Genomic DNA, 26,191 nt, shown 5'->3' with positions numbered 1-26,191 from the left:
CCCGCCCCGGAGCCCGGGAATTTCATTCCTGGACGGCCTGCGGCCGTCCATTGCGTCAGGCCGCAGCCATCCGCTTCAGTCCCGCGGCGTAGCGCATGATCTCCTGCTCGGAGATCTCGTCGCCCTCGAGCATGCCGACGATGCGTCCCTCGCGCATGACGGCAACGCGTGTGCAAAGCCCGATGACTTCCGGCATTTCGGAGGAGACGACGATGATCGAGCGTCCGTCGCGCGCCAGCGCCGAGATGAAATGGTAGATCTGCTGCTTGGTGCCGACATCGATGCCGCGCGTCGGCTCGTCGATGATGATGATATCGGGCTCCGTTTCCATCACCTTGGCGAGCAGCAGCTTTTGCTGGTTGCCGCCGGACATGCGCCTTGCGACCACGTTGCCGTCGCGCACGCGAATGTCGAAGCGGCGCCGGGCCTTCTCGAGCGCGGCGGCCTCGCTCGTGGGGTTGAGGTAGCCGAGGCGCGTATGCTGGTCGAGCGACTGCAAGGTGAGGTTCGCCGCCATGCCCGAATTCAGGAGCAGGCCCTTTGCCTTGCGATCCTTGGTCATATAGGCGAGGCCGCGCCGATTGGCGGCGTGGACGTCGCCCGAGGGCACGGCTTCTCCGCGGATCACCACCTCTCCCGCAAGCCGCGGCCTGAGCCCGGCGATCGCCTCCATCAGCTCGGTTCTTCCCGAGCCGATCATGCCCGAGAAGCCGAGGATCTCGCCCTTGCGCACCTCAAAGCTGGCGTCGCTCACATAGTCGGTCGAAACGGCGTCGACGCGGAGCACGATTTCTTCGTCCACATCCGGCTCGGTCTTGGCCGGGTAGAGGCTCGACATCTCGCGGCCGACCATGAGCTGGGCGATCGATTCCCCGTCGAGCATCGCGGTCGGGGCGGTCTTCACCCATTGCCCGTCGCGCAAGACTGTCACCCGATCGCTGAGTTCGATGACCTCGTCGAGCTTGTGCGACACGAAGACGAAGCTCGTGCCCTGGTCGCGCAGCTTGCGCACCTGGCGGAAGAGGAAGTTCGTCTCCTCGCGGGAGAGAACGGCCGTCGGCTCGTCCATGAAGATGATCCGCGCGTCGCGGCTGATCGCCTTGGCAATCTCCACCATCTGCTTTTCGGCGATCGACAGGCTGCCGATCAGCGCATTGGCGTCGACGCGACAGCCGAGAAGGTCGAGGACCCGGCGCGCCTCGGCGCGCATGAATTTGCGGTCGAGAACGCCGAAGCGCGTCACCTCGCGGCCGAGGAAAAGGCTCTCGGCGACGGTCAGGTGTTCGGCAAGATTGAATTCCTGGTGAATGATGACGATGCCGAGCGCCTCGGCGGCACCGTTCGGCGGAAGCGTTACCAGCTTGCCGTCGAGGAGGATTTCGCCCGAGGTGGGCTGTTCGAAGCCCGATAGGATCTTGACGAGCGTGGACTTGCCGGCGCCGTTCTCGCCCATGAGGGCGTGGATTTCGCCGGCGCGCAGCTCGAAATTGACGCTGAAGAGCACCTGCACACCGCTGAAGGATTTGCTGATGCGGCGCGCCTCCAAGACGACGCCCGCTGCCTCGGCAGTCTCCGGACTCATCGATTCCCCCTTGCGGCTCCCATCCGCTTCCTTTGTTATGTAAACCTTTACACTCTCGATGTAAAGGTTTACATCATGTGCAACGCGGGAAATTTTCCCATGGCCTTTGACGTTGGGAAAACTGTGTGTAGTGTCCCGCGGCTACAGCGTTTCTGCATCTTCGAGATGCGTGAGGAGCCGCTGTAGCACTTTGAATCGCTGCGTATTTTTATCCTCGGTTCCGGGATGCATGCAGTAGACGAGACCTAAGGCAGAGCGAGAGTGTCGGATTCCACGCCCGCAACCATCGAAGACGTCGCCAGGATCGCCGAAGTGTCGATCGCGACGGTGTCGCGGGCCATCCACAATCCCGAGAAAGTGGCAAAGTCCACGCGCTTGAAGGTCAATCAGGCCATCGCGATCACCGGCTACACGACCAATGCCATGGCCCGCAGTCTTCGGCTCGGCCGGTCGAACATGATCCTGGTTGTCGCCCCCGACATCGGCGACCCGAATTTTTCCAGCATCCTCGTCGGTCTCGAAAACGAGGCGCGGTCGCACGGCTATGGCGTGCTGATCGGCCATACGCAGAACGACGCCCAGCGCGCGCTCGAATATCTGAAATTCCTGAACTCCAACCAGGCGGCGGGCCTGATCCTCTTCACCGGCATCCTGCCCTTCGGCCACGATACCATGACGGCGCGGCTGCCGCCGAGCGTCGGCATCTTCGAGCCCGTCTTCAACGGCGGCATACCCTATGTCGGCGTCGACGACATGGAGGGGGCCCGCAAGGTGGTCGACCTGCTGATTGCCGAAGGCCACCGCAAGATCGCCTTTATCGGCGATTCCCGCACCCGGCTCGCCTACAAGCGGCGGCGTGCCGGCTACGACGCAGGGCTCGATGCAGCCGGCGTGCCGGCGGAGCTTCGCCTGGTCCAGGAGGGCGACGGCACGCTCGAGAGCGGGCGGGCCGCCGTCGAGCGGCTGTTCGTGCGCGACACGCTGCCGACCGCTTTCATGTGCGTCAACGACCAGACGGCACTCGGCGTGATGATCGGGCTGAAAGCGCGCGGCTACGACATACCCGGCGACTTCTCGGTGACGGGCTTCGACGACGTGCCGCAGGCGACGTTCATGACCCCGGCACTGACCACGATCCGTCAGCCGCGCACGTCGATCGGGAAACACGCCATGGCGCTTCTGCTCGACCTGCTTTCCAGCAGGCAGCCGGCGGAAACGGAAATCCTGCTCCGGCCGGACCTGGTTGTCCGCAATTCGGTGTCGGTGCCTTCAGCGCGGTGGCTGGCAAGATAGGCCGCGATGGCGGGGCCGGTGTGCCCCGCCGGGCGACATGTATCAAGCCGCGCGCCCTCTCCTGTCGCCATGGTCCTGCACCTCGAAGCGGCCGGCGATGCGGTCGAGGTCCTGGACCTCATCGCTGAGCTCGCGGCAGGCGGCATTGGTCTCTTCGACCATGGCCGCATTCTGCTGGGTTACCTCATCCATCCGATGGAGGGCGGCGTTGATGTCGGACAGGGCGCTCGACTGTTCGCCCGCGGCGGTTACGATGGCCGCGATCAGATGCGTCACCTGCTGGACGTGTTCCTCGATCCCGGTCAGTGCCTCGCCCGTGCGGTTGACGAGCTCGACGCCGCCGGCGACCTCCTGCGACGATGTCTCGATCAGCGCCTTGATCTCCTTGGCGGCATTGGCCGAGCGGCCGGCGAGTTCCCGCACCTCCTGGGCGACGACCGCAAAGCCCTTGCCGGCGTCGCCGGCGCGCGCGGCTTCGACGCCGGCGTTGAGCGCCAGGAGATTGGTCTGGAAAGCGATCTGGTCGATGACATTGATGATCTGCTGGATCTGTGCGGAGGATCCGGCGATGCGCTCCATCGCCGCCACCGCGCTCTTCACGACCATGGCGGATTTCTCGGCGCGCTCCTTCGCCGCCCCCATGACGACGCTTGCCTCCTGCGCGCGCTCCGAGGAATTGCGCACCGTCGCGGTGATCTCGTCGAAGGCAGCGGCGGTCTGTTCTAGCGAAGCCGCCTGCTGTTCGGTCCGCCTGGCGAGATCGTCGGTGGCGCCTGCAATTTCCGAGGAGCTCGTGCGCAGCCTTGCGGTCGCGTTGAGGACGGTGGAGATGGTCTCTGCCAGCCGTTCGACGCTCGCGTTGAATTCGCCCCTGAGTTCCTCGTACTCCCGTGCGAAGCTTTCCTCGATGCGAACCGAAAGATCGCCGGCGGAGAGACGCCCGAGGCCATGGGTGAGATGCGTTATGACCTGCGACCGCTCCTGTTCCTCGATCGCCTTCCTTTGCCTCTGCGCGGCCTCCTGCTCGTCGCGAAGGCGCCGTTCCTCCTCGGTCCGCTCGCGCACATTGCGACGCTCGATCGCCGCCGTCCGGAAAACGGCAACGGAGCGCGCGACAGCGCCGATCTCGTCCGAACGCTCCGCATAGGGGACATCGCGGCTGTAGTCGCCGGCCGCCAAGATCTCCATGTAGCCGGACATGGCGGCCAGAGGCTTCACCGCGCGCTGGCGGAAAAACCAAAGGCCGGTCAAGAGCAGAAGCACGGAAACCACCGAACTGACGTTTGCGGCGAGCGATAGCGTGGCCGTGTCGGACGCCGCGCCCGCTTCCTGCCCCTTGAGGAAGCTGTCCGCCATCGCCACCAGCTCGTTGACGGCGGTCTCGTGGTGATGGAACGTCGTCTTCAGTTCTCCGAGCGCCTGCGCGGCGGACGCCGGATCGCCGTTGCGAAACGGCGCGAGGAAGTTTTCATCCATCGTCGCCCAATAGACGTCGGCCCTGCCGATGACGTCGTTCGCGAGCTTCGCCTTCAGCGCCTCGGGGGCCGTCGATGTTTTCCAATAGGCACGCCGCTCGTCGAATGCGCGCTTCAGGGTCGCGATCTTTTCGAGATTGCCTCCGGCAAGCTCCGGATTGGATACCGCTTCCATCGCCAGCATGTAGGATTCGACGGTGTAGAGAGGCGGCGGCAGGATGTCGGCGATCAGGTCCTTCCCGTAAACGACCTGGGTGTAGACGCTGCCGTTCACCCGAAGCTTGTCGAAGGCATAGGTCTTTATTCCGATCGAAATCATCAGGCCGGCGGTAACGATGATCCCGAAGATCGCCAGGCCGCGTGCAATGGTCACCTTCATCAATCTCTCCAAAAATACCCGGGCGCTCGAGGCGCCACCGCTGACGCGATGCCCCGAGGGATCGGCAAATCAGTAGCAAGTGATGAAAATATCCGGGCTAACCCCGGCGCCGAACGTCCAGCGTCATGCAGACCAAGCCTTCCGCTAAAGGCGAAACTTGGTGGCGTTCTCGTATAGCGAGCATAATTATATGACAATTATTACTGCGCAATTAAGCGCGGGGCTTCATGCCGCCGATCGCCCAGCCGATCCTCCCCGCAAAGGAGGGACGATCTCGCTGCCCGACGGGCAGACAAGAAAAAGCCGGGATGCCCATCGTCATCCCGGCCAGTCACTGCACTGGGAGGAGTAGTCTTTTTTAGCTCTTTTTCCGGCCTTTCTGGCGGTAGACGTCGACGACGACGGCGGCAACGATGATAACGCCCTTGACGATCTCCTGGTAATAGGCGTCGACCCTGAGGAAGGTGAAGCCGGAGGTCATCACACCGAGGATTATCGTGCCGATCACCGTGCCGGTAATGCGGCCGACGCCGCCGGTGAGCGAGGTGCCGCCGATGACTGTCGCGGCGATCGCATCGAGTTCGTACATGACGCCCATGCCGGCCTGTGCGGTCTGGGCGCGCGCCGCGGTGACGACGCCGGCGAGGCCCGCCAGCATGCCGGCAATCGCATAGACCTTGACCAGGTGCGCTTCGACATTGATGCCCGAGACGCGTGCCGCCTGGACGTTGGCGCCGATCGCATAGGTGAACTTGCCGTAGCGGGTATAGCGCAGAGCGACGTGGAAGATCAGCGCGACGACGAGGAAGACGATGACCGGCCAGATGCCCGTGCCGATGAAGTTGAACTGTTCGGTGAGGCCCGAGACCGGCTGGCCCTTGGTGTACCACTTGGAGATGCCGCGGGCCGATACCATCATGCCGAGCGTCGCGATGAAGGGCGGAATCCTGGTCCTGGCGATCAGTTGGCCGTTGATGATGCCGGCGATGAGACCGATGCCGACGCCAAGCCCGATCGGCACGATCGCCGGCAGGTCGGTGAGCGACGGATAAAGGGCGCGCGGCCAGGTGGAGGCCTGCGCGACGCTGGCCGAGATCATCGCCGTCATGCCGACCACCGAGCCCGACGAAAGATCGATGCCGCCGGTGATGATGACCTGGGTGACGCCGACCGCGATGATGCCGATCACCGACACCTGCAGGATCATGATCGTCAGGCGTTGCGGGTTCATCAGGAAGCTCTGGCCGACGAGAAGCCAGCCGAGAACTTCATAAACGAGCGCGATCCCGATCAGCACCAGGAAGATGTTGAGTTCGGGGGGCATGCGCCGCCTCGACCCGCCGAGGGTCGAAGTCGTGCCCTGTGCAGCGATATTGGTATCCATTTTCGTTCCTCCCTGCGGTCGGCATTGCACGCGGTCAGCGCGCGGCAAGTTCCATGACCTTGATTTGGGTGGCTTCTGCCCTGTCGAGGAAGCCGGTGACGCGGCCCTCATGCATGACCATGATGCGGTCGCTCATGCCGAGCACCTCGGGCATTTCCGACGAGATCATGATGACGGCGACGCCGTTGCGGGCGAGTTCTGTCACCAGGCGGTGGATTTCGGCCTTGGCGCCGACATCGATGCCGCGCGTCGGCTCGTCGAGAATGAGAATGCGCGGATTGGTGAGCAGCCAGCGGCCGATCAGCACCTTCTGCTGGTTGCCGCCCGACAGGTTCTCGATGCGCTCATTGAGGTTCGGCGTCTTGACGCGCAGCTTGCGGCTCATCTCCTCGCAGGCGGCGGTGACCTCCTTCTCGGTGACGAAGCCGCCCTTGACGAACCTGTCCTGCAGCACGGCGATCTGCATGTTCTCGAGGATGTCGAGGATCAACAGGCAGCCGGTGTCCTTGCGGTCCTCGGTCAGGAACGCCATGCGGTTGCGGATCGCCGTGTTGGGGCTGTCGATGACGACTTCCTTGCCGTTGATCGAAATCGTGCCCGAACTTGCCGGGGTGACGCCGAACAGCGTTTCGGCGACGTTGGAGCGGCCCGAGCCGACGAGGCCGGCGACACCGAGGATCTCGCCGGCGCGCACGTCGAAGGAGACGTCGTGGAAGACGCCGTCGAGCGTCAGGTTCTTCACCGACAGCACGACGTCGCCGATCGGCACTTCCTCCTTCGGGAACATCTGGGTGATCTCGCGGCCGACCATCATGCGGATGATGTCGTCGCGGGTGACGTCGGTGGAGGCATGCGTGCCGATATATTTGCCGTCGCGGAACACCGAGAATTCGTCGGCGATCTCGAACAGCTCGTTCATCTTGTGGGTGATGTAGACGATGCCGATGCCCTGCGAGCGCAGGTCGCGGATGATCTCGAAGAGATGCGCCACCTCGCGCTCGGTCAGCGCCGAGGTCGGCTCGTCCATGATCAGGACGTCGGATTCGTAGGAGACCGCCTTGGCGATCTCGACCATCTGCCGGCTGGCGACCGAGAGGTGGCGCACCTCGATCTCGGGGTCGATGGCGATCTTCAGCCGCTCGAAGAGCTTCGCCGTCATACGGCGCATCTCGCCATGGTCGACGAAGCCGAAGCGGTTCTTCGGCTCGCGGCGGATCCAGATGTTCTCGGCGACCGTCATGAACGGCATCAGGTTCAGCTCCTGATGGATCATGGCGATGCCGTTCTCGAGCGCGTCGAGCGGCGACTTCAGCTGGATGCCGACCCCCTTGAGCTTCACCGAGCCGCGGTCGGGGTGATAGATGCCGGCGAGGATCTTCATCAGCGTCGACTTGCCGGCGCCGTTTTCGCCCATCAGCGCATGCACGGAGCCGCGCTTCAGCTTGAACTCGACGTCGTCGAGCGCGACGACGCCGGGAAATTCCTTGCGCACGCCTTCTGCGGTCAGCAGATATTCGGCATTGGGTACGGCACCGCTGGCGCGCACGGCTGCCATCGTTTTCGGGCTGAGCGTCATTCTCTTGCCTCCCCATTTTCCGGGCATTGGCCGGAACGTCCACGCGGCGGGCGGAGTGTGCCTTCTTTAGACCCATCGGGGCCTCGGCGGGACTCGTTTTAGAAAGGGGGCGCGGGCCTGACCGCACCCCCATAGAGAACGATCAGTTCTTGGTCTGGTACTTGTCCAGGTTTTCCTTCGTGACGAGTTCGAAGGGGATGTAGACCTTCTTCTCGACCTTCTCGCCCTTGGCGAGCTTCAGCGCGGCGTCGACCGAGCCCTGGCCCTGGCCGGCAGCGTTCTGGAACACGGTCACGTCGAGATCGCCGGCGGCCATGGCGGCGAGCGCATCCTGGGTGGCATCGACGCCGCCGATGACGACTGAGTCCATCGACCGGCCGGCAGCCTTCAGCGCCTGGATGGCACCGATCGCCATTTCGTCGTTGTTGGCAATGACTGCGTCGAACTCGAGGCCGGCGGAAAGCCAGTTGGTCATGAGGTCGGCGCCCTGGGTGCGGGACCAGTTGGCGGTCTGCTCCTCGACGATTTCGATGCCCTTGCACTGATCGGTAGCAAGCACGTCATGGACGTCCTTGGTACGCATGCGGGCCGCCTGGTTGGAGAGCTCGCCCATCATCACGACGGCCTTGCCCTTGCCGCCGAGCATCTTGCAGATCTCCTGCGTCTCCAGCGTGCCGGACTCGGCTTCGTTCGAGGCGACGAAGGCCTGATTGTCCGGAAGCGAGTCGATGTTCACCGGTTCGCGGTTGACATAGACCAGCGGGACGCCGGCATCCGCGGCGATCTTCGACATGGCTGCGGTGGCGTCGGTATCGACCGGGTTGACGATGATCGCGTCGACGCCGGCGGCGATGAAGTTCTGGATCTGGCTCTGCTGCTTGGCGACGTCGTTCTGCGCGTCTTCGATCTGCAGCTCGACGCCGTTCAGCGTCTTGGCGTAGTCCTGCATGCCGTTGCGCAGAACCGTCAGGAAGTTGTCGTCGAAGAGCGCCATCGAGACGCCGATCGTCTCCGCATGCGCAGCCGTCGACATCATGACGGCCATCGCGGTGCCCAGAATGAATTTCTTCATATTATTTCTCCTCCACACCTGGTGCCGGCAACACCCTCTCTCACGCCGGAAACTCGATTTTCTCTGATCGAGCTCATTGCCAACCGGATGCGGCACTCCCGCTGCGCATCCGATGAAAACGGAACAAACAAACCAGTGGTTCACTATTACGGAATATGTATTCCATTTTATCCGGGCGCCGTCAAGTGCATCATGCGGCGCCCCGGTGAATTTATCCTCTTTCCCGGGCGGCCATGATCAGGCGCGGGACCGGAGGTATTCCATGCTTTCGCGGAGGGCGACCGCAGGCTCGCCGAGTGCATGCACCGGCGGAGCGAACGGCTCGAAAGAGAAGGGGCCCTGATAGCCTTCCGCCCGAAGACGGTGAATCTGCCCTGCATTGTCCAACCGGTCTTCCGCATCGACGAGGACGCGGTGCGGGTCGCGCATGTCGCCGACCGCGACGTGCCTGTCGGCGACGCCGGAAATGTGCACGAGACCGGTCAGCTCCGGGAAGAATGCGTCCTCGCCCGCGAGGTGATGGTGGAACGTGTCGTGCACCAGACGGAAGGTCGCGCCGCCGATCTCACGGATTGCCTCTGCCGCTTCGGCCTTGGAACGAAGCGAGCAGATATCGAAACCGAGCGGTTCCACGAGGCCGAGGATGCCGGCCGCCTCGAGCATCGGCTTCAGCGCCCTCAAGGCAATGCGAAGATTCTCCTGGCGCTCGCCGTCCTTCTGGCCGCTGCCGTCGTTGACCGGCACGAGCACCAGTGCCCTGGCGCCGCAGTCGCGCGCATAGGCAATGAGGTCGCGCGCCTCCGCTTCCCGCGCTTCGTTCCATTCGTTGAAGCCCTGCAGCGCATTGATCGAGATGATCGTCACGCCGTGCTTTTCAGCAAGCGCCTTCACCGCCGCGGGCGTCGTACCGTCGAGGATGGCGTTGCCGGAGAGGTCGTTGCGGATCTCTACCGCCGAAATGCCGAGCGACTTCGCCAGCGCGAAGAATGCGTCGAGTGGCAGGCCGGGCGCGGCCATATGGTTGAGGGCGAAGGCAAGGGCGGTCATTTGAGAAGTCCTCCAGGAATGCTTGGAATGATTGCCGCGGCAACTCGGAACGTTTGTTCCATTTCGGGCTCATGGCACATTCGCCAGTTAGCAGGTGTCAGTCAAAGCTTCAGGGGACCAAGGTCATCGCATTCCTGCAAGATAGTAATCCGACAATGATGGAATTCTCTCACGCCTAGCGAATGTCCTCCGCCCGAACAACGATCCGCGGAATAAATAGTGCACGCTATGCACTGAGTCTTGAAATGGTGCATGTCGTGCATTAAGCTGCTTCGCGGTGGAGATGAGAGAATGCCGACTGTTAAGCGCATCGGGAATATTCACATCAGAATTTTCTCGAACGACCATAATCCCCCCATTTCCACGTCGTGACGCCTGACCATCAGGCGATGATTACGATCTCGGACTTGATTGTCATTCAGGGCAGCATCGACTCGGCAAGTTTGCGCGCTGCTGTAGATTGGGCCCGTGAGCACCGGAAGGAGTTGGAAGATGAGTGGCATCGACTCAACGAACAATGACGTCATTTCTGTAGGCTCGCCGCTTCCACGGATACTGAAAGCTGAAGCGCGCGAGGCTCGTCTCGTGCACGTTCGTTGGCAGTCCGGCCAGGAAAGAATAGTCGATTTAGCGCCGGCACTTGAAAGCCGGCGAATTTACATACCGCTTCGAACCGATGACGCCTTGTTTCAGACCCTTCGTGTGAGCGAGTTTGGTGACTCGATCGAATGGAGTAATGGCCTGGACTTTTCTGCAGTCTGGCTGAGTAAATTGCCACCGGCGATCTTTAGTAACCAAGACTTTGTGAGAGCCATGGACGAGTTGGGCATGAGCTTGGAAGGCATGGCCGCGGCTCTGGATATCTCGCGCCGCTTGGTTGCCGATTACCGAGGTACCAAGCCGATCCCCCGCCATATAGCATTCGCCACACGTTACCTTATCGACCGACAAGACGGAGCGAACGACAATCAGGGGAGCCCGTCGGAGGCGCTTCTCAAGGCATGATGTTGGCGCTGCGCGGCCGGCGAAACACTGTTTCCGCGCGATGAGGACATCGGTCTTTGGCTGGTCAACGGATCCCGTTCGCCTCGGCGATAAAGTCCGACAGCATCGGCACGTAGTCCTCACCCCGGCCGGCGCCCACCGCCTGGGCGAAGGCGTTTCGGACCGCGGCCCCGATCGGGTTGGCGGCGCCGCTCGCATTGGCAAAGGCGGCGAGATAGCTCATGTCCTTGAAACCGTTGCGGATCGCGAACTTGTGCGCGTTCCGGTCGCGCTCCAGCACCCAGCGGAAGAAGGTCTGGTAGAAGGGGCAATCCATGCGGCCGCCGCGGATGACGCTGTCGAAGACTTCCGGGGTGAGCCCGGCCTTGCGTCCGAGCATCAGCGCCTCGGAATAGAGCGCCGCATAGCCCATCGCGAGGAAGTTGTTGAGCAGCTTCATCGTGTGGCCGGTGCCGGTCGGACCCGTATGGACGATGCGCCCGGCGAAGCATTCGAGCACGGGCCGGACGCGGCGCACGTCCTCGTCTCCGCCGCCGACCATGACGTCGAGCGTGCCGGCAGCGGCGTCCGCCGGCGTGCGGCTGAGCGGCGCGTCGATGAGGGTCATTGACCGGCCGGCGAGGTCAGCGGCAAGTTTCGTGGTGACGGAGGGATCGGAGGTCGAGCAGTCGACGATGGTGACCGGCTTGCCGGCGGCCGCGATGCCGTCCGGGCCTTCAACGACCGAGAGGACTTCCGGCGAGCCGGTGACGCAAAGGACGATGATGTCGCAATGCTCCGCCAGCTCACGCGCTGTCCTTGCCTCCGTCGCGCCCTCGGCGATGAGCGCGTCGACCGGCGCGCGGTTGCGATGCGCCATCACGCAGAGCGGCCAGCCCTTCCTCAGGATGTTCGCCGCCATGCCCTGACCCATCAGCCCGAGTCCGATGAAGCCCACATTCGCTTTCGTCATTGGTCTCCCTCCTGTGATTGGCTGTCCGGTGTTCGGGGTCGTCACGGAATCATTGAACGCGATCGACTCCGATAAGTCGAGCCTGCGCGGGGGACCCCGTGCAAGCGTTTCTCGTTGCTAGAATTTTCGGCTGACGAAGCGCGAGTTCGCAAGCCCGAAACGCCAGGGGTGCTCGACGGCCCTGGTGATCCCGACGCGGATGCCGGTTGAGATCGGCGGACGACGAGCGGGCAGGTGGAGGCGGAACGGTTCTTTCGAGAGCGGCAGGCCGTCCTGTGTCCTGCTGATCGCCAGCGCCTGGCCGAGGCGTCCCGGGCCGGAGCATAGGAGCCTTTCTTCGCGGACACCCCGCCTCGCCTGCATCGTCTCGATGCCCCACCTCGGTTCGATGGCGCGGATCAGCACGGCGCTGCCGGGAAGGCAGACGAAGTTCAGGCACCAATGCAGGCCGTAGGAGAGATAGACATAGGCATGCGCCGGCGGACCGAACATCGCCCGGTTGCGGTCGGTCGCGCCGGAAAAACTGTGGGACGCGGCATCATCGGGGAGATAGGCCTCCGTCTCGACAATGATGCCGCCGATGCCCGACACCGCGAATTCGGCGCCGATGAGGTCCGCCGCCACCTCGGTGGCGCGGCGTTCGAAGAAACTGGTATCCCACGTCACTTGATTGAGCAGGGTCGTTGCCTCCATGTAGGATAAGAACCGATTTAGGGAAGCCAGGCGGCAATTCACAGGGCTGCAGCCCACGATGGGCGCGCTGACGGAACTGGCGCCCGCACGCAGCGCGTGCTTCCGGTGCCGCTTGCGGCCATGGTAGCGTGGCGGCGAAGCGAACGGGAAAATCATGGCACAGAGAACAGGCAATGCGGATCTTCCGCTGCATGGCGGGCAGGTCCCGAAATGGCTCGGCGATCGCATGACGCGGCTCGGCGCGCTGATTGCCGAGGCGATCGTGCAGCATTACGGGCGTGACGAGTTTCTGCGGCGCCTTGCACATCCCTTCTGGTTTCAATCCTTCGGTGCCGTCATGGGCATGGATTGGCATTCCTCCGGTATCACCACCAGCGTCGTCGGGGCGCTGAAGCGCGGACTCGGGCCGCGTGCCGGTGAACTCGGAATCCATGTGTGCGGCGGCCGCGGCCAGCACTCCCGCAAGACACCGGGCGAACTCGTCTCGATCGGCGAGCGGGTCGGTTTCGACGGCAGCGCGCTCGCCGATGCGAGCCGCCTTGTCGCCAAGGTCGACAGTGCCGCCGTTCAGGACGGCTTCGATCTCTATCTGCACGGCTTCATCGTCACCGACGACGGCAAGTGGGTCGTCGTCCAGCAAGGCATGAACGGCGAGCGGCGGCAGGCGAGGCGCTATCACTGGCTGTCGGAGGGCTTCACGAGTTTCGTCGATTCGCCGCATGCCGCGATCGAAGGCAGAGGGCAGGGCGAGATCGTCAACCTCGCCGATCGCCGCGCGGCCGCCTCGCGGGCGCTGCAGCTCGACCTCCTCCACTCGCTGGGGCCGGACGGCCTGGTGCGGGAATTCGCCTCGATCGAGCAGCGCGGCGTCGAACCGGCCGCGCCGGCGCAGCCGCTCCTGCCGCATCTGATCATGCCGGCGCATCACGACGTGCGTGAAAGCGACGTCAATCTCAGGCGCCTGCACGGCAATTTCGCGGCCGCCGCCGATCGCGGGCCGAAGGATTTCCAGGCGCTGCTCATGGTGCCCGGCGTCGGTGCGCGCACCGTCAAGGCGCTGGCGATGGTCGCCGAGGTCGTGCACGGTGCGCCGTGCCGCTTCTCCGATCCCGCCCGCTTCTCGCTTGCCCATGGCGGCAAGGACCGGCATCCGTTTCCTGTCCCCTTGAAGGTCTATGACGAGACGATCAACGTCATGAAGTCGGCCGTCAGGAACGGCAGGCTCGGGCGGGAGGAAGAGCTCGCAGCCTTGAAGCGGCTCGATGACCAGTCGCGTCGATTGGAGCGCTACGTCACGGGTCCGGACCTCAAGGAGATCGTGGCGGGCGAATTCCGGGACTCGGCCCGTTTCGGCGGGCGCAGCGTTTTCGGTTGGGAGCCGCACCACGGCGAAGACGGTGGGGCCGATGCTCCCTTGCCGGCCGACAAGGCGGGACGAGTAAGCCGCGCATCCCCTGCGAATCGATCCCGATGATACGGGTTGCAGCGCGCTAAAGTGTCGAACGGCGAAGACCTCATCTTGCCGGCTCGGAGGGGCCGCAGGATGGGTGGTTGCGTTTGTGCCACATTGGCTTGCCTTAAAGTTGTCACACTTCATAATTGCCGATTGAGCATATTGTCAGAACACGCATGGCTGGTATTTCTGCGTCGCGCGAATCTACCAAGAGGATATGCCATGCGGGAGTTGCTGCCGGTCGCCATTTGCCTCGTGTTGAGCGCCTGCGCGCGTCCCTCCGACGGGCCGAACGCAAGCGATATCTACAACGCGAAGGTTGCCGGCACGGGCGAACGCATCCAGGTCGTGGACCTGTCGAAGGCTCCCGTCGGTGTCACGTCCGCGGCGACGCTGTCCTATTTTCCGAGCGACAAAGGCCTGAGCGTGATGCGCTCCGCAGGCTACCTCGACCAGCGGCTGCGCAAGGGCGACGTGATCGAGGTGACGATCATCGATTCGGGCGAGGAGGCCCTGTTTTCCTCCGCCAACAGCAAGACCCTCAACCTTGGTCGTTTCACCGTCGATTCGAGCGGCTTCGTGACTCTTCCCTTCGTCGGTCGCCAGCGCGTGCTCGAGTCGACCCCGGAAGGTCTGCAGGCCCAGATCGTCAGCGGTCTGCGAGGCACTGCCGTCAACCCGCAGGCGATCGTGAACGTGGTCGAAAAGCCGACCACGGGTATTGTCGTCAACGGCGATGTAAGGGCAGCCGGACGCTTTCCGCTGACGGCACGCAAGGAACGGGTGCTCGACGCGATCGCGCTTGCCGGCGGCGCCTCCTCGGCCCCGGGTTCGACGACGGTCACGCTCATCCGCGGAAAGCAGCGCGCCAGCGTGCCGCTCGCCCGCCTGCTGGAGGACAGCAGCCAGAACGTCTACCTGCTGCCGGACGACCAGGTGTTCGTCGAGAACGACGCGCCGACCTTCACCGCGATCGGCGCGTTCAAGAGCGTCGGCGAATTCGACTTCGAGCAGGGCAAACTCACCCTGGCGCAGGCGCTCGCCCGGGCCGGCGGCTTGCTCGACGACCGCGCCGATGCACGCAACTTCTATGTCTTCCGCAACCAGCAGGTCTTCATCCAGCCGACGAGCGGCGACCTGAAATCCGCCGCCGTCCCGGTCGTGACCTCGAAGCCGGTGATCTACCGGGTCAACCTGCATGACGTCGCCAATTTCGGGCTGATGCAGCAGTTCAAGATGCAGGACGGCGACATGCTCTACGCCAGCAATGCCGGCCTCGTCGACGCCGCCAAGCTGATCACGGTGTTCCAGAAGAGCGCGCCCACCGCGGCGGCGCCGCTTCCGGGGTCGAACTAACGCCGGGCCTGCTGCAATGAGCTGCCGAGCCAAGCCAGTGCCGCAGCCGCGTCGGCCGGTCGATGAGCGGGATCCGGCTGCGTGAGCCGGGACGCAAGTGAGGTGAGCTCCGGGATTGCTGCCGCGGCCGTGCCGCATCGTGTCATCAGCAGATCGAGAATGCGGCCGCATGAGTAGAGGTCGGACCTCGGGTCGGGGCGCGCGCCGGCCAGTTGTTCCGGGGCGGCGAAATGCGGATGGGCGCCTCGCGCCACGGCGAGGTCTCCCGGCCGCTCGCCCTCTCGAAGTGCCAGACCGAAATCACCGATCATGACCTGGGCAGAGGCCGCGTCGGCGAAGAACAGGTTCGCCGGGGAGATATCGCCGTGAACGATGCCCTTGCCGTGAAGATAGCCGAGACCCGTCAGCAGCGGGTGCAGGAGATCGGCGATCTCTGACGCGCTGAAGCGGCCTCCCGTCAGCCGCGACGACAAAGTCGCCGGCATCCAGTCCGAGAGAAGTGCCGGCCGGCCATCGGAAAGCCGCAGCACGGCGCGAGGTGTGACGATGTTCGGATGGTCGAGAGCGCCCGCGAGTCGACCCTCGTGCAGCAACCATCCCCGAAGGACCGCATCGTCGCGCCGTTCCGGCGGCAGGGTCTTCAAGGCGTGAACGGTGCCGAGGTCCCGGTGGCGGAGCCTGAGCACGAGGGTGCGATCGCCGGCATGGACGATGTCTTCGACGGCGAAGCTGTTGGCGATGAGTTCGGGCGCGAGCGGAGAGAGCCTCGAATGGCCTCGGTCGAGTGCGTCGCGGACGCGGTCGACCAACAACAGCCGGTTCTCCGGCGAAGCCGCACCGGCGTCGATGATCGCATCCCAGAGCGCCGAGAACCGCGCCGAGACGATGGCGAGATCGTCTGCCGCATCGCTCATGCCAGGCTCGCTTCGACGACGATTGCGCTGAGATTGTCGCGCGAATTGGCGATCAGCCCGTCCTGCACGAGGACGCTTGCCGCTCGCCCCAACTCGATGTCGAGGAGCACCTCGGCGATTGCCCGTTCGCTCAGCACGCGCGGCAGGCTCCCGCTGCACAGGAGAAAGCGGTCGCCAGAGGCGAGCCGGCCGACATGCGTTTCCGGAACGAGCTGGCGCTCGGCGCCGAGATGGCGCGTCAGCCTTCGCTTCATGCCGATCTCCACGTGGTCGCGGGTGAGGCAGCGCATCAGGCCGTCGCGCAGTAGATAGCACCGCGCGTCGCCGGCCCAGACCACGGCGAAAGCGTCGTTCCTGACGGAAAGCACCACGACGCTCGCGGCCGGCGTCTGGCGCTGTCCGGAGTGTCCGATGGACTGCAGCAGCCCGTGGGCGCGACCGAGCTTTCCCTTGATCTCCTGCGCGTTGTCTTCGATGGCGTCATGTCGGTTCGCTTCGGCAAGCGTCGCTGCCGTGAGGCGTGCCGCTTCGACCGCGGCCACATCGTCGCCTATGCCGTCGGCAAGGGCGAACAGGCCTGCGGCGTCGGATAGAACGAGTGCGTCCGCGTTAAGCGAAAGCCGTGTACCGGGATGGGTGGCATGGCTATGGGCGATGTCGGAAAGCGGCCTTGCCGGCTCCGTTCCCCATACCGGCGGTACGGCGGCAGGAGCCTCCGTCCCCGTCGCCCGCGGGGACGCCAATGCCGCCGCCGGCTCGGCGTCGTCGCGGGATTGGGCCTCCGCCGCTTTGGAGGCCCGCACGCCGTCGATCAGCCGCAGGAAGTCCATGGTCGTCGGCGCCGAAGCAGTGCGGAACGCCTTGACGTCACGGTCTATCGCCTCCGCCTTCCACCAAAGCGTGCTGCCCTCCCGCCGCTGCGCGGAAAACCAGCCGGCGATCGGAGATTTTTCGGCGTGCGGCAGGCGGAGCCGCTTCAGGCTGGCGATGAACGTGGCGATGTCGAAGTCGCGGGCAAATGAGGTTTCCGCCAGCGCTTCCGCCGCGGTGAACCAGGCGGCATCGAGATAAAGCTGCCGCGGATGATCGTCGAAGGAATGGAGCTGCGCCGCGATGACGAGGGGGAAGCTGCGACCGACCCGATCCGTGCTCGGCAACAGGATGCCGGCGACCGTCGCCGGCCCCCAAAGTCCTTTTTCGACGATGAAGCGCCAGGGCGGCATGGCATGGAAGACGGCACGCCAGCCGCTGCCAAGGCGTTCCTCGCCGGCTCTCAAGCCGGATTGGAGCCAATCGTCGAGCTCGCGCTGGAGAACCTGTCCGATGCCGGTCGCGACGAAATCGCCATGGGTCGGGAGCTTTCCGAAGAAGCCGATCCGGTCGACTTCCGCCGCCTTGATTTCGCTCGTCCGGTACTGGCTCATCGCATCATGTCCCTTCAGAACTGGACGGGGCAGGAGAAATCAGCGAGCGCCGGCAAGCGGAAGGGGTTGAGCACGGTGCCGAATTGCACCTCGAATTCCGCCGCCTGGCCGTTGTTTTCAAAGCGGGCGCGGAACAGATCCCGCCCTTCCTCCGTCAGCTTGGCCCGGTCGAACAGCCGGAACGGCGACCAGTCGCCGTTCTCCGTCAGTGCCTGCTGCCAGCCGCCGGGCTGAAACGCGATGCGCGAAACCTTGCTGCCCTCGTTCGCAGGCCAGGCGATCGATTTCGCCTGGATCGGGCCATGGTAGTAGACCACCCTCTCGCCCTCGATCTCGAGCAGCACGGCGTTGGCCGATTGCGTGAGCGACAATGGCTTGATCTTGATCGCGACGGTGGGGCCGGCGTCGGACGTCGGGAAGAAGGCGCGGCGGATCGCGTCAGCCTTTTCGAAAGCGGCAATTCCGGCGCTCGGGATGCCTTCGGCACCAAAGGTGCCGCGCCATCCCCAGGGGCTCGACGTGGTATCGACGAAGGCTTCCAGCCGCTCCTTGAAGAAGGTGTGGAACAGGCCCTCCGGCCCGAAAAGGCGCACGAAATCCCCCATCGGCACGTCGCGCGGCGAGGCGCGGTCGAAGGGATAGCGGCCGGAGATGATGCTGGAGCAAAGACCTGCGCCCTCGCTCGCCCACAAGTCGGCGACACGTGTCCTGGCGGTCTTCACCGCAAGCGAACCGATGTCGACGGCAACGCCCGCCATCCAGGCATCAAGCGGCGCCGGCAGGCGGCGCGCCTCCTGCAGCAGGTCCTGATTGGCGCTCGTCAACTGACCGTCGACGTCGAAGACCTTGGCAATCTCGGCCGAGGCCGTGGAGGCGCGCGAGAGCTGGTTGTAGACATTCTGCAGCAGCGGCCGCAGCGCCTGGACCTGCGAGCGGGGCTTCTCCTCGCCTGCGGCGTCGCCGGTCCCCTGCGGCACCTCGAGCGCCTCGCGCAGTCCGGCATAGAGGTCCGGTGCATTTGCTGCGCTGGCAAGTGCGGTCGTCGCTGCGCTGGTCGTCTCGGCGGCGGTCGACGCCACTTCGCCGCCCGTGAAGGTGCGAAGATCCGTGGCAGCGATGATCGATCTCGCCGCCGCCTCCACCGGGCTCGGATCGCTCGCGAGGATCCGCGCCGTTTCCGTAGCCTCGGCCGGCGTTTCGGACGAACGGACGCGGATATCCGCAAGCGATCCGGTCCAATGCTGGCGAAAGGCATCGAAATAGAGCTGCAGCGCCGCCTGCGCCACGGCGTCGACGGTCATCCCCGCAAACTCGTCCTTGCCGCCTCGCACCCAATGCTCTTCCACCGCCTCGCGCGCCGCATCGGTGATGCGCGGCAGGACGACGGTGCGGTAGCCGGGAGCGGTGAACAGACCCGGAATGCCTTGCCGCAGTGGCGCCTTCGAGGCCCGGACGAAGACCTTTTCACCGAGCGGGCCGAGTGCGTCGGCCGCGTTCCAGGCGGGCAGCGCCCGCGCCTCGCGGTAATTGGCGACAATGTCGAAGGCCCGGGCCGCAAGACCCTGCACGCGGATCTTCTCGCGGGTCTCGGCGATCAGCCGCGGGTCGAGGTCGACCGGCGGCAGCGCGCCCGCCGCCATCGCCGTTACGTGATCGAGGAGCGCGTGCCGCGCCGCGGCGCGTCCCTCGCCGGGATAGAGGGCCGCAAACATGTCCTCCGCTTCGAGTGCCGCGAACTCGTCGTCGATGGGGCCGAGCCCGCCGAGCATGCCGTAGAATTTCAGCGCGTCGAAGGTCCGCGCCGTGTCGCCACCCGCCTTCATCTCCTTCTGCAACTGGACCAGCATGCGGGGCAGGAGAAGGGCGTTCAGCGCACGCTGATAGGCGTCGCGGTGGCGCCCGGCGATCTTGCTTTCCTGGCTGAGGCCGAAGCTGAAGGGCCAGAAGCTCGCCTGCGCGAAGCCCGACGGCACCGCCCTCAGTTCATCGAGCGCCGGTAGGACGCGCAGGAAATCAGCATCGGAGACGTCGCGGACCGAGATGCCGCGCGCCAGTTGTTCATAGGCATCGAGGCGCCTTTCGGCATCCGCGAGCGCGCCGGCATTCTGGACATAGCTCGAAACCCAGCTCGCCAGAACGACGACGAGAATGGCGGTCGCCGCTCCGTAGGCGCCGCGCCGCAGGAGCAACTGCCGGCGCGAAAGCCGGCGGTCCCTCGCGACGAGCGAGGCTTCGCCGAAGATGACCTCCTTGAAAAGGCGCGACAGGAAATAGCTTCGCTTCAGGCGCGGTGTGGCCCCCCTGGTTTCCGACTGCGTTCCCGACGCAAGATAGACGCCGCGCAAGAGGGGAGGATCAACGAGCTTCGAGCCGGTGCAGAGTTCGCTCATCACCGCGTGCAGGCGGTCCCTGAGCGCGGCGAGCTCGGCCGGAAAGCGGAAGATCCGTCCGCGCAGTTCGGCATCCGGCTCCTGCTGCAGCCGCTCGATCAGCATCTTGTCGACACGCTCCTGCAGGAGGGCGAATTCCTCGAGAAAGCGCTCGGGTAGGCCGGTCGCCTTGTGGCTTTCATCGAGGCCGAAGGTCATGCCCCAGACCTGGTCGCGGTCGGTCTTGCTGAAGCCGTCGAAGAATTCGACGAAACCGGCCAGGAGGTCGGCCTTGGTCAGCACGATATAGACCGGCACGCGGGCCCCGAGGAATTCGTCGAGCTCGGCGAGGCGCTGGCGGATCGCCCGGATCTCCTCCAGTTGCGCCTCGTGGTCGCGGCACTTGAGGTCGGCGATCGAGATCGTTACCAGCACGCCATTGACCGGTTGTGCACGGCGATATCTGCGCAGGAGGTTCAGGAAACCCTCCCACCCCGCCTTGGCGGCGCCGTTGAGGTCGTCCTGGGTGGTGTAGCGTCCGGCCGTATCGACGATGATCGCCTCGTCGGTGAACCACCAATTGCAGTTCCGCGTGCCGCCGACGCCCTGGACAGCGTTGCTGCCGAGCGCATCGCCGAGCGGGAACTTCAGTCCCGCATTTGTAAGCGCCGTCGTCTTGCCGGAGCCGGCGGCACCGAAAATCACGTACCAGGGCAGCTCGTAGACATAGCCGAACCGCTTGCGCGTAACCCGCCGAAGCAGCGCCAGGGCTTCCTTCAGCCGGCCATGGATCTCCGCGACCTCCGCCTGCTGGCTCGCGGCCGCATCTGCCTCGGCACCTCCGGCCAGACCCTCGACGAGTTCCGTGTCGCGCCTGCGCGCCTGATAGAACGAATAGGCGAGATAGGCGGCCCAGCCGACTAGAACCACGGCGATCGCCACGAGCCGGGCGGTGACGCTCGCAAGCGGCTTGAATTCGCCGAAGCCGAGAAGATAGCCGTAGAACCAGATGACGACACAGATCGCCGCCACCCAGATGACCGACAGGAAGCGGCGTCCGAGCAGCCCCGCATAGGACTCGACATAGGACCGGAGCGTGTAGAAATAGCTTAATGGATTCATGGTGCAGCGTTTCCTGCGTCGGGCGTGCCGGTGGGGGGCGCGGTGCGGACCGGCGCCGACCCAATCCCGGCGTCGTCGAGCCGTTCTTCGGGATCGGTCAGCACCAGGATTTCCGTGCGCCGGTTCATCTCTCGGCCTTCCGGCGTGTCGTTGCTTGCGATCGGATCGCTGTCGGCGCGCCCGTCGGTCAGAATCGCATCGGTTCCGGTATAGGCCGCGAGAATCCGGCCGACCGCCTTTGCCCTCGCTTCCGACAGATGCCAGTTGGAGGGGAATTCGACCGTCCGGATGGGGACGTTGTCCGTATAGCCGATGACGATCGCACGGAACTTCTCGGCGGCGAGCGCACCGCCGATCCGCTCGATGAGGCCGCGGAAGGTCTCGCGGACCTCGGCGCTTCCGACATCGAACAGCCCCGAATTGTTGATGCGGACGAGCAGGCGGCCCTCGGCGTTCGACAGCGTCACGAGCTTGCGGTCGACTTCCGGCTGCAGGAAGGCGAGCAGGTTTTCAAGCCGGCTCGGGGCCGGAGGCGGTTCCGGCTGCGGCGGTTGCGGGGGCGGTGCCGGCCGTGCCGCGACGACCGGCGGCGGCTCGGCCGGCGGCGGCGCTTCGACCAAGAGGCTCGGCGCTTCGCGCGGCGGCAGATTGGCCAGCCGGCGGAAGGTGCCGTCGGAACTGTCGTTCAGCGAATAGGTCACGACGACGTAGCCGATCGCCAGAAGCAGGACGAGCGCCGACAGGAGCGTCCAGAGCGCCGCGGCGGTGCGCAACGGCTCGTGACGGGCCGAACCCCCCTGCCAATGCGGTGAAAGCTCCCGCTCGAAGACGCCATATTGGCCGAGCAGGGTCTTGTAGAGTCCGTCGCGGATGCGGCCGAGCTCCAGCGTGCCGCGATCCGAGATGCGGGTACGTCCCTCGAAGGCGAGCGACAGGCTGAGATAGATGAGGAGCAGCAGGTCCTTGTTGGCGCCCGGGCTCTGGTGGAAGTGATCGAGCAGGTCGAAGACGCGGTCACCGCCGGTCACGTCCATGTGGAAGGTCGAGACGAGGCCGGAGCGCGCCCAGCCGGCGCGAACGCCCCAAGGCTTGCTGAGAACGACGTCGTCCACCGTGGCGCAGACGATGTAATGGGCGGCGCGCGCCCGTTCCGGGCTGATGCGGGCCGACGCCAGGTCGCGCTCATAGCGGGTGATCGCCCCGACCGCCGTGCGGCGCAGATCCTGAATGTCCGGCTCGGTTTCGGCATGGCGCAGTGCATGGGCAAGGTTGAGAAGCGGCGCGCCCGACTTGACGAGAGTCGGAATACCCTCGCCGCCGAAATCGAAGTCCTTGACCAGTGACTGGACGGACCAGCCACGCGGCGACGACTGGCCGCCCGCATCCGCGGCGCCCTTGAACTCGACGATGTCGTCCAGCATTTCCGCCATCTTGCGGGCGGTCTTCGCCTTGCGGGCGCCTTCCTCGGTGATCTCGACGACGGTCGGCAGGTCCTGCCAGGAAGTTGAGCGTTCGTTTGTCATTCTCTTAGCGCCCACAGTTCCATTTCAAGCCCGGGAAACTCGCCGGCGAGATGGAGCGCGATCGCGCCCGAGGTGTCGAGCTGCTTCCAAAGCGGGTTCTTGGTGTCGAGTTCGAAATAGACGGTGCCGGAGCGGTAGGGCAGCTGCCGCGGCAGCACCGGCAGCGGCCGCACCGGTATGCCGGCGAGCGCCACATTGACGAGATCGGCGATGCGCTCGACCGGTCCGACCTTGATCTGCGCCGGCAGCTTGCGCCTGACCTCTTCCGCCTCCATCTCGGCCCTGACGGCCAGCACGAAGCCGGCGTCCTTCAAGAGCGAGCGGTCGTTGACCATGCCGACGCGAACGCCATGGCGGCGTTCGATGAGCTCGATCGAAACGGCGGCCTGCTCCAGCACCGACGACAGCGAGGCGCGCAGGTCGTCGAAGACCGCGGCGAATGTCCCCTTGAGGTCGTCGTGGCGGTAGGGCGGAAAGTCGCTTGCTCGCTTGCTGTCGGTGGTGAACGTCGCCAGCTCTCCCGCGAGCTGGATGCATTGCTCGTAGAAGACGATCGGGTGCAGCCGTGTCGCGTTCGAGGCGATGTGCTTGAGCATCGGATCGGCGCGATTGAGGATCTGCAGCAGGAAATAGTCGCCGACTTCGGCGGTGCCGCGGATCGTCGGGTCACCGATGCGCTCGGCAATCGCCGCGGCGCGATGGCGGACGATGCCGAGCAGTTCGGTGATCAACTCGTTGAGCCGCGGCTCGGCCGCGCAGCTGAGGCTCGGCGCGATATAGTCCGGGTCGAGCACGACCGCCCTGTCGGAACGCACTTCGATGACGCGGGCAAGCCCGATCAGGTCATAGCCGGAAAGCTCGTCGCCGGACTTGAGGTACCTCAGACCGAGCCGGCCGACGTCGATCGGCGCCATGAAATCCGTATCCACATTGGCATCCGGCGCTTCGTAGTGGCTGGCGACGATGCGGACCTGATTGAGCTTGCCGCCACCATTGAGCGCGATATCCGCCTTGCCGGGCTGGCGCGCGGGGAGCGCGAGGTAGACGATGGCGTTCTTCGTCGCCTCGTCGAGCGGGAGCGGCGGCGGCAGGTCGGCATCGACCGGCGCCTCGAAGGGGGTCCCGTCCGGCATGATACCGCGCAGGGTCGATAACGCGAACTGGCCGATCGCTAGCGCACTGCGATCGATGCCGATCTCCGCGATGCCCCAGGGATAGGGGCTGAGGGGACGGGTCGCGCTGCGGACGAGCCGTTCCGTCCAGCGATCGGACTGCTGGAAATGCTGTACGCGAAGGAACATGCCCTCGCTCCAGGCCACTCTGTTTTCGTGTCTCATTTATCCGGACGTGTCCTTCCTGCGGTATCACGGTGGTCCTCTCCCTCGCCGGTTCCGAGCATGGCCGCTCGCAACAGCTCGCGCAGGGAGAGTTGCCGCTCATCCTTTTCGAACTGGGCGCGATAGGCCTGCCAATAGCTGCGGTCGTTGAGCCACGGCAGCCTGCGCGGTTCGGCATCGACCCGGGCCTCGATGATGCGCGGCTCCAGCATGTGGCTCGCCTCATTGACGAGCCGCCCCAGCCGCTCGTTGAGGCCGATCTGAAGCGCGATCAGCCCTTGAAGGCGGTCGAGAAGCGCCTGCTCCCGATCATCCGCAAGGAAATCGTCGTCGCCGGTCGCGGCCGGAGGAGCGAGCTCGAAGGTGGAATAGGCGCCGGCAAGCGCCTCATCCATCTGGTCGAGCAGGTTTTCGAGACGCTTCAGCAGCGGCGAGGCGTCGTGCAGCGCAGCACTCGGTGACATGGCAGCGCCGGCGGATTTGCCGGCGACTGGCGCGATGACCGTCGCGTCCGCCGCTTCCTCGTCGGGTGCCGGCACGGATTTTTGCCGCCGCTTGGGCTCGGGAATGGCGACATGCGGCGCCGGCTGGTGTTCGTAGCGGTTGCTGTTGTCGAAGTCCGCATTCCAGTCGTCCGGCAGGATCGGCCGCGCCAGGCCGTCGATCGGCGGCGCTCCCTCCCAGCCGATCTCGACATCGCGCGAGGACTTGACGCCGGCTTTTTTCGACGGCGCGGCGGGCGGCAAATCCGTCAAGTCGGCGCCGCGCCGGCCGAGAATGCCGTCGCCCGTGTACCCGCCCGGCGCCACGTCGGCGAGGATCGAGGATATGGTCAGCGGTTCATCGCTGAGCGTGAGCCTGGTATCGGGATCATCGAGATCGCGGTCGGGTTCGCCGCTGATGCGGACCGAGAAGGCGAGCCCGCCGAATGCGATCCGCGACCCGTCGCTCAACCGGGCGGAGTCGCCTTCGCGCAATTGAACCCCGTCGACAAGCGAGCCGTTGGCGCTCTGGTCGCGAAGGATGAAGCCCTCCCGGTCGCGCTCTATGGTGCAATGGTGCTTGGAGACGAGACGGCGCGGGTCCGGCGTCTGCCAATCGCAATCGGCGCCGCGCCCGATCGTCCGGCGGCCGCGCTCGAAAGCCCAGCCCTCCTGACCGGCGCGAACGGCCTCGCCGGCGATCTGCCTGAGTTCAAGCCGCATTATCGACCTCGCTCTGGCTGCCGGCCTCGAGGCGGACCGGCTCGGGGATGATTGCGTCGCCGCTGTCCTGTGCCGCCGGGGCGACGCGCGCCCAGCTGTTCCAGCCGAGCCTTGCCGGTTCGCTTTGATCGCCGAGCCTGCACTCAGGGATCTGTTCCTTCTTCAGGATCACCTGGACGTCGAAATCGAGGCCAGCGCCGACATAGAGTCGCGTCAGCGCGAATATCTCCGAAACGCGGCGTCCGCCGGGTGCGAGCGCCTGGTAATCGGGGTAGTCGAGCGGACCGACGACGAGGCGGAAACTGCCGCTGAAATTCTGCACGAAGGCCCCGGCAGATGCATTTACGCCCAGTTGGATGCCGCCTGGCTGCCCGAGCTGGCTTCGCTCCTCGACCGGGATCGCCAGCCAGCGGCCGCGGAACTGCTCTATTTCGATGGGAAGGCCGGTGAACTCCCGGAGCATCGCGCGAAGGTTGGCGGCGTTGCGGGTGCGCGCGGCGAAAAAGCCGCTGAAGCGCAGGATCAGGTCCTCGTCGACACCGCTCCTCTCCTTGAGCCGAGCCGTACCGAAACCGGTGAGGGCGAAGAGGCTGGTGATGAAGGCGTTGTCGCTGCGGTCGCGACTCCAGCGCAGGCGGCGGGCGAGGCGATATTTTTCGCCGGCGGCCACGAAGAGTTCGCTCATGCGGGCGCTGAACAGGTCGAAGAAGGCGCCGAGTGCCCGAGACCGGTTGCGCTCCTCGCGCATGACCAGGTCGTTGTAGAACGGAGGCAGGGAGCCGAGCGGTCCGGTGAGGGCGGCGAGCGTGCTCGTCAGCGACGCCTTGCCCTTGCGACGGCGAAAGGCGCCGACCGGCAATGCCGCCGGCGAGACGCCCGAATGCGACCTGACGTCCAGATTCACGCCCTCGAAGGCCAGTTCGGCCGCCGACTGAGCGACGCGGAAGGCGGTGGTCGGCTCAAAGCGACCGGGGTCCCGCTCGAGCAGCGCGGCCAGCATCTCCGTCTCTTCTGCAGCAGGATCGCTCAT

Annotated in this window: 20 protein-coding genes; 5 read left to right on the top strand and 15 right to left on the bottom strand. The window is 65.1% G+C overall.

Annotated features, from left to right (window positions below; translation table 11 throughout):
• Nucleotides 1–55: 55 nt before the first annotated feature.
• Nucleotides 56–1,582, bottom strand: a complete 1,527-nt coding sequence (locus tag ATB98_RS20115) for a sugar ABC transporter ATP-binding protein (protein ID WP_066876733.1) — start codon at nt 1,580–1,582, stop codon at nt 56–58.
• Between the two features lie 261 nt (nt 1,583–1,843).
• On the opposite strand from ATB98_RS20115, the gene ATB98_RS20110 reads away from it, so the two are divergent.
• On the top strand, nt 1,844–2,875 hold the full coding sequence (locus ATB98_RS20110; RefSeq protein ID WP_066876727.1) for a LacI family DNA-binding transcriptional regulator: 1,032 nt from the start codon (nt 1,844–1,846) through the stop codon (nt 2,873–2,875).
• A gap of 42 nt (nt 2,876–2,917) precedes the next feature.
• On the opposite strand, the gene ATB98_RS20105 is transcribed toward ATB98_RS20110, so the two are convergent.
• The 5 genes from ATB98_RS20105 to ATB98_RS20085 all read right to left on the bottom strand — a co-directional run bounded on the left by ATB98_RS20105 (nt 2,918) and on the right by ATB98_RS20085 (nt 9,808).
• Entirely contained in the window at nt 2,918–4,729 is a 1,812-nt protein-coding gene (locus tag ATB98_RS20105; protein WP_066876726.1) for a methyl-accepting chemotaxis protein, read from the bottom strand.
• Nucleotides 4,730–5,087: 358 nt separating this feature from the next.
• Nucleotides 5,088–6,113, bottom strand: coding sequence for an ABC transporter permease (locus ATB98_RS20100; protein WP_066876725.1), 1,026 nt, complete (start codon nt 6,111–6,113; stop codon nt 5,088–5,090).
• A gap of 34 nt (nt 6,114–6,147) precedes the next feature.
• Nucleotides 6,148–7,689, bottom strand: coding sequence for a sugar ABC transporter ATP-binding protein (locus ATB98_RS20095; protein ID WP_066876723.1), 1,542 nt, complete (start codon nt 7,687–7,689; stop codon nt 6,148–6,150).
• A gap of 142 nt (nt 7,690–7,831) precedes the next feature.
• Complete coding sequence (locus tag ATB98_RS20090) at nt 7,832–8,761, bottom strand: sugar ABC transporter substrate-binding protein (RefSeq protein WP_066876722.1); 930 nt, start codon at nt 8,759–8,761, stop codon at nt 7,832–7,834.
• A 237-nt stretch (nt 8,762–8,998) separates the two neighbouring features.
• Entirely contained in the window at nt 8,999–9,808 is an 810-nt protein-coding gene (locus ATB98_RS20085; RefSeq protein ID WP_066876721.1) for a TIM barrel protein, read from the bottom strand.
• 389 nt (nt 9,809–10,197) lie between these two features.
• Between ATB98_RS20085 and ATB98_RS30565 the strand changes: the two genes are divergently transcribed.
• Both ATB98_RS30565 and ATB98_RS28090 read left to right on the top strand, forming a co-directional pair.
• Nucleotides 10,198–10,329, top strand: coding sequence for a DUF4160 domain-containing protein (locus ATB98_RS30565; RefSeq protein WP_153435869.1), 132 nt, complete (start codon nt 10,198–10,200; stop codon nt 10,327–10,329).
• A complete protein-coding gene (locus ATB98_RS28090) occupies nt 10,301–10,813 on the top strand; it encodes a DUF2442 domain-containing protein (protein ID WP_084435613.1) in 513 nt (170 codons plus the stop codon). Before ATB98_RS30565 ends, ATB98_RS28090 begins: the two co-directional genes overlap by 29 nt.
• 64 nt (nt 10,814–10,877) lie before the next feature.
• Here the strand turns inward: ATB98_RS28090 and ATB98_RS20070 are convergent, their stop codons facing one another.
• Both ATB98_RS20070 and ATB98_RS20065 read right to left on the bottom strand, forming a co-directional pair.
• A complete protein-coding gene (locus tag ATB98_RS20070) occupies nt 10,878–11,765 on the bottom strand; it encodes an NAD(P)-dependent oxidoreductase (protein WP_066876717.1) in 888 nt (295 codons plus the stop codon).
• A gap of 117 nt (nt 11,766–11,882) precedes the next feature.
• On the bottom strand, nt 11,883–12,458 hold the full coding sequence (locus ATB98_RS20065) for a DNA-3-methyladenine glycosylase (RefSeq protein ID WP_066877379.1): 576 nt from the start codon (nt 12,456–12,458) through the stop codon (nt 11,883–11,885).
• A 154-nt stretch (nt 12,459–12,612) separates the two neighbouring features.
• Here ATB98_RS20065 and ATB98_RS20060 point away from each other — a divergent pair, with 154 nt between their 5' ends.
• Both ATB98_RS20060 and ATB98_RS20055 read left to right on the top strand, forming a co-directional pair.
• Complete coding sequence (locus tag ATB98_RS20060; RefSeq protein WP_066876704.1) at nt 12,613–13,932, top strand: DUF763 domain-containing protein; 1,320 nt, start codon at nt 12,613–12,615, stop codon at nt 13,930–13,932.
• A gap of 201 nt (nt 13,933–14,133) precedes the next feature.
• Nucleotides 14,134–15,267 (top strand): polysaccharide biosynthesis/export family protein, encoded by a 1,134-nt coding sequence (locus ATB98_RS20055; protein ID WP_066876702.1) that lies wholly within the window; start codon nt 14,134–14,136, stop codon nt 15,265–15,267.
• Here ATB98_RS20055 and ATB98_RS20050 read toward each other — a convergent pair.
• From ATB98_RS20050 to tssG, 7 genes are read right to left on the bottom strand one after another with little or no spacing between them, the layout of a single operon-like run.
• Complete coding sequence (locus tag ATB98_RS20050) at nt 15,264–16,181, bottom strand: protein kinase domain-containing protein (RefSeq protein ID WP_066876700.1); 918 nt, start codon at nt 16,179–16,181, stop codon at nt 15,264–15,266. The genes ATB98_RS20055 and ATB98_RS20050 overlap by 4 nt on opposite strands.
• Nucleotides 16,178–17,605 (bottom strand): type VI secretion system-associated protein TagF, encoded by a 1,428-nt coding sequence (tagF, locus tag ATB98_RS20045; RefSeq protein ID WP_066876695.1) that lies wholly within the window; start codon nt 17,603–17,605, stop codon nt 16,178–16,180. Before tagF ends, ATB98_RS20050 begins: the two co-directional genes overlap by 4 nt.
• A gap of 14 nt (nt 17,606–17,619) precedes the next feature.
• The gene (tssM, locus tag ATB98_RS20040; RefSeq protein ID WP_066876693.1) at nt 17,620–21,096 is read right to left on the bottom strand and encodes a type VI secretion system membrane subunit TssM; all 3,477 of its coding nucleotides are present in this window, start codon (nt 21,094–21,096) and stop codon (nt 17,620–17,622) included.
• On the bottom strand, nt 21,093–22,619 hold the full coding sequence (tssL, locus tag ATB98_RS20035) for a type VI secretion system protein TssL, long form (protein ID WP_066876692.1): 1,527 nt from the start codon (nt 22,617–22,619) through the stop codon (nt 21,093–21,095). Before tssL ends, tssM begins: the two co-directional genes overlap by 4 nt.
• Nucleotides 22,616–23,956 (bottom strand): type VI secretion system baseplate subunit TssK, encoded by a 1,341-nt coding sequence (tssK, locus tag ATB98_RS20030; RefSeq protein WP_066876691.1) that lies wholly within the window; start codon nt 23,954–23,956, stop codon nt 22,616–22,618. The genes tssL and tssK overlap by 4 nt, the downstream gene beginning before the upstream one ends.
• Nucleotides 23,953–25,161: a type VI secretion system-associated FHA domain protein gene (locus ATB98_RS20025; RefSeq protein ID WP_066876690.1), complete on the bottom strand. Its 1,209-nt coding sequence runs from the start codon at nt 25,159–25,161 to the stop codon at nt 23,953–23,955. Before ATB98_RS20025 ends, tssK begins: the two co-directional genes overlap by 4 nt.
• Complete coding sequence (tssG, locus tag ATB98_RS20020) at nt 25,151–26,191, bottom strand: type VI secretion system baseplate subunit TssG (protein WP_066876689.1); 1,041 nt, start codon at nt 26,189–26,191, stop codon at nt 25,151–25,153. The genes ATB98_RS20025 and tssG overlap by 11 nt, the downstream gene beginning before the upstream one ends.

The organism is Sinorhizobium saheli (assembly GCF_001651875.1).
Lineage (GTDB): Bacteria > Pseudomonadota > Alphaproteobacteria > Rhizobiales > Rhizobiaceae > Sinorhizobium > Sinorhizobium saheli.
The sequence above is the reverse complement of the archived record's forward strand: the minus strand, read 5'-3'. Positions and strand labels throughout refer to the sequence as shown.

Excerpts from the sequence above, each read along its gene's own strand:
- ATB98_RS20115 (WP_066876733.1), bottom strand. The coding sequence starts at position 1,582 with ATGAGTCCGGAGACTGCCGAGGCAGCGGGCGTCGTCTTGGAGGCGCGC.
- ATB98_RS20105 (WP_066876726.1), bottom strand. The coding sequence starts at position 4,729 with ATGAAGGTGACCATTGCACGCGGCCTGGCGATCTTCGGGATCATCGTT.
- ATB98_RS20100 (WP_066876725.1), bottom strand. The coding sequence starts at position 6,113 with ATGGATACCAATATCGCTGCACAGGGCACGACTTCGACCCTCGGCGGG.
- ATB98_RS20095 (WP_066876723.1), bottom strand. The coding sequence starts at position 7,689 with ATGACGCTCAGCCCGAAAACGATGGCAGCCGTGCGCGCCAGCGGTGCC.
- ATB98_RS20090 (WP_066876722.1), bottom strand. The coding sequence starts at position 8,761 with ATGAAGAAATTCATTCTGGGCACCGCGATGGCCGTCATGATGTCGACG.
- ATB98_RS20085 (WP_066876721.1), bottom strand. The coding sequence starts at position 9,808 with ATGACCGCCCTTGCCTTCGCCCTCAACCATATGGCCGCGCCCGGCCTG.
- ATB98_RS30565 (WP_153435869.1), top strand. The coding sequence starts at position 10,198 with ATGATTACGATCTCGGACTTGATTGTCATTCAGGGCAGCATCGACTCG.
- ATB98_RS28090 (WP_084435613.1), top strand. The coding sequence starts at position 10,301 with ATGAGTGGCATCGACTCAACGAACAATGACGTCATTTCTGTAGGCTCG.
- ATB98_RS20070 (WP_066876717.1), bottom strand. The coding sequence starts at position 11,765 with ATGACGAAAGCGAATGTGGGCTTCATCGGACTCGGGCTGATGGGTCAG.
- ATB98_RS20065 (WP_066877379.1), bottom strand. The coding sequence starts at position 12,458 with ATGGAGGCAACGACCCTGCTCAATCAAGTGACGTGGGATACCAGTTTC.
- ATB98_RS20060 (WP_066876704.1), top strand. The coding sequence starts at position 12,613 with ATGGCACAGAGAACAGGCAATGCGGATCTTCCGCTGCATGGCGGGCAG.
- ATB98_RS20055 (WP_066876702.1), top strand. The coding sequence starts at position 14,134 with ATGCGGGAGTTGCTGCCGGTCGCCATTTGCCTCGTGTTGAGCGCCTGC.
- ATB98_RS20050 (WP_066876700.1), bottom strand. The coding sequence starts at position 16,181 with ATGAGCGATGCGGCAGACGATCTCGCCATCGTCTCGGCGCGGTTCTCG.
- tagF (WP_066876695.1), bottom strand. The coding sequence starts at position 17,605 with ATGAGCCAGTACCGGACGAGCGAAATCAAGGCGGCGGAAGTCGACCGG.
- tssM (WP_066876693.1), bottom strand. The coding sequence starts at position 21,096 with ATGAATCCATTAAGCTATTTCTACACGCTCCGGTCCTATGTCGAGTCC.
- tssL (WP_066876692.1), bottom strand. The coding sequence starts at position 22,619 with ATGACAAACGAACGCTCAACTTCCTGGCAGGACCTGCCGACCGTCGTC.
- tssK (WP_066876691.1), bottom strand. The coding sequence starts at position 23,956 with ATGAGACACGAAAACAGAGTGGCCTGGAGCGAGGGCATGTTCCTTCGC.
- ATB98_RS20025 (WP_066876690.1), bottom strand. The coding sequence starts at position 25,161 with ATGCGGCTTGAACTCAGGCAGATCGCCGGCGAGGCCGTTCGCGCCGGT.
- tssG (WP_066876689.1), bottom strand. The coding sequence starts at position 26,191 with ATGAGCGATCCTGCTGCAGAAGAGACGGAGATGCTGGCCGCGCTGCTC.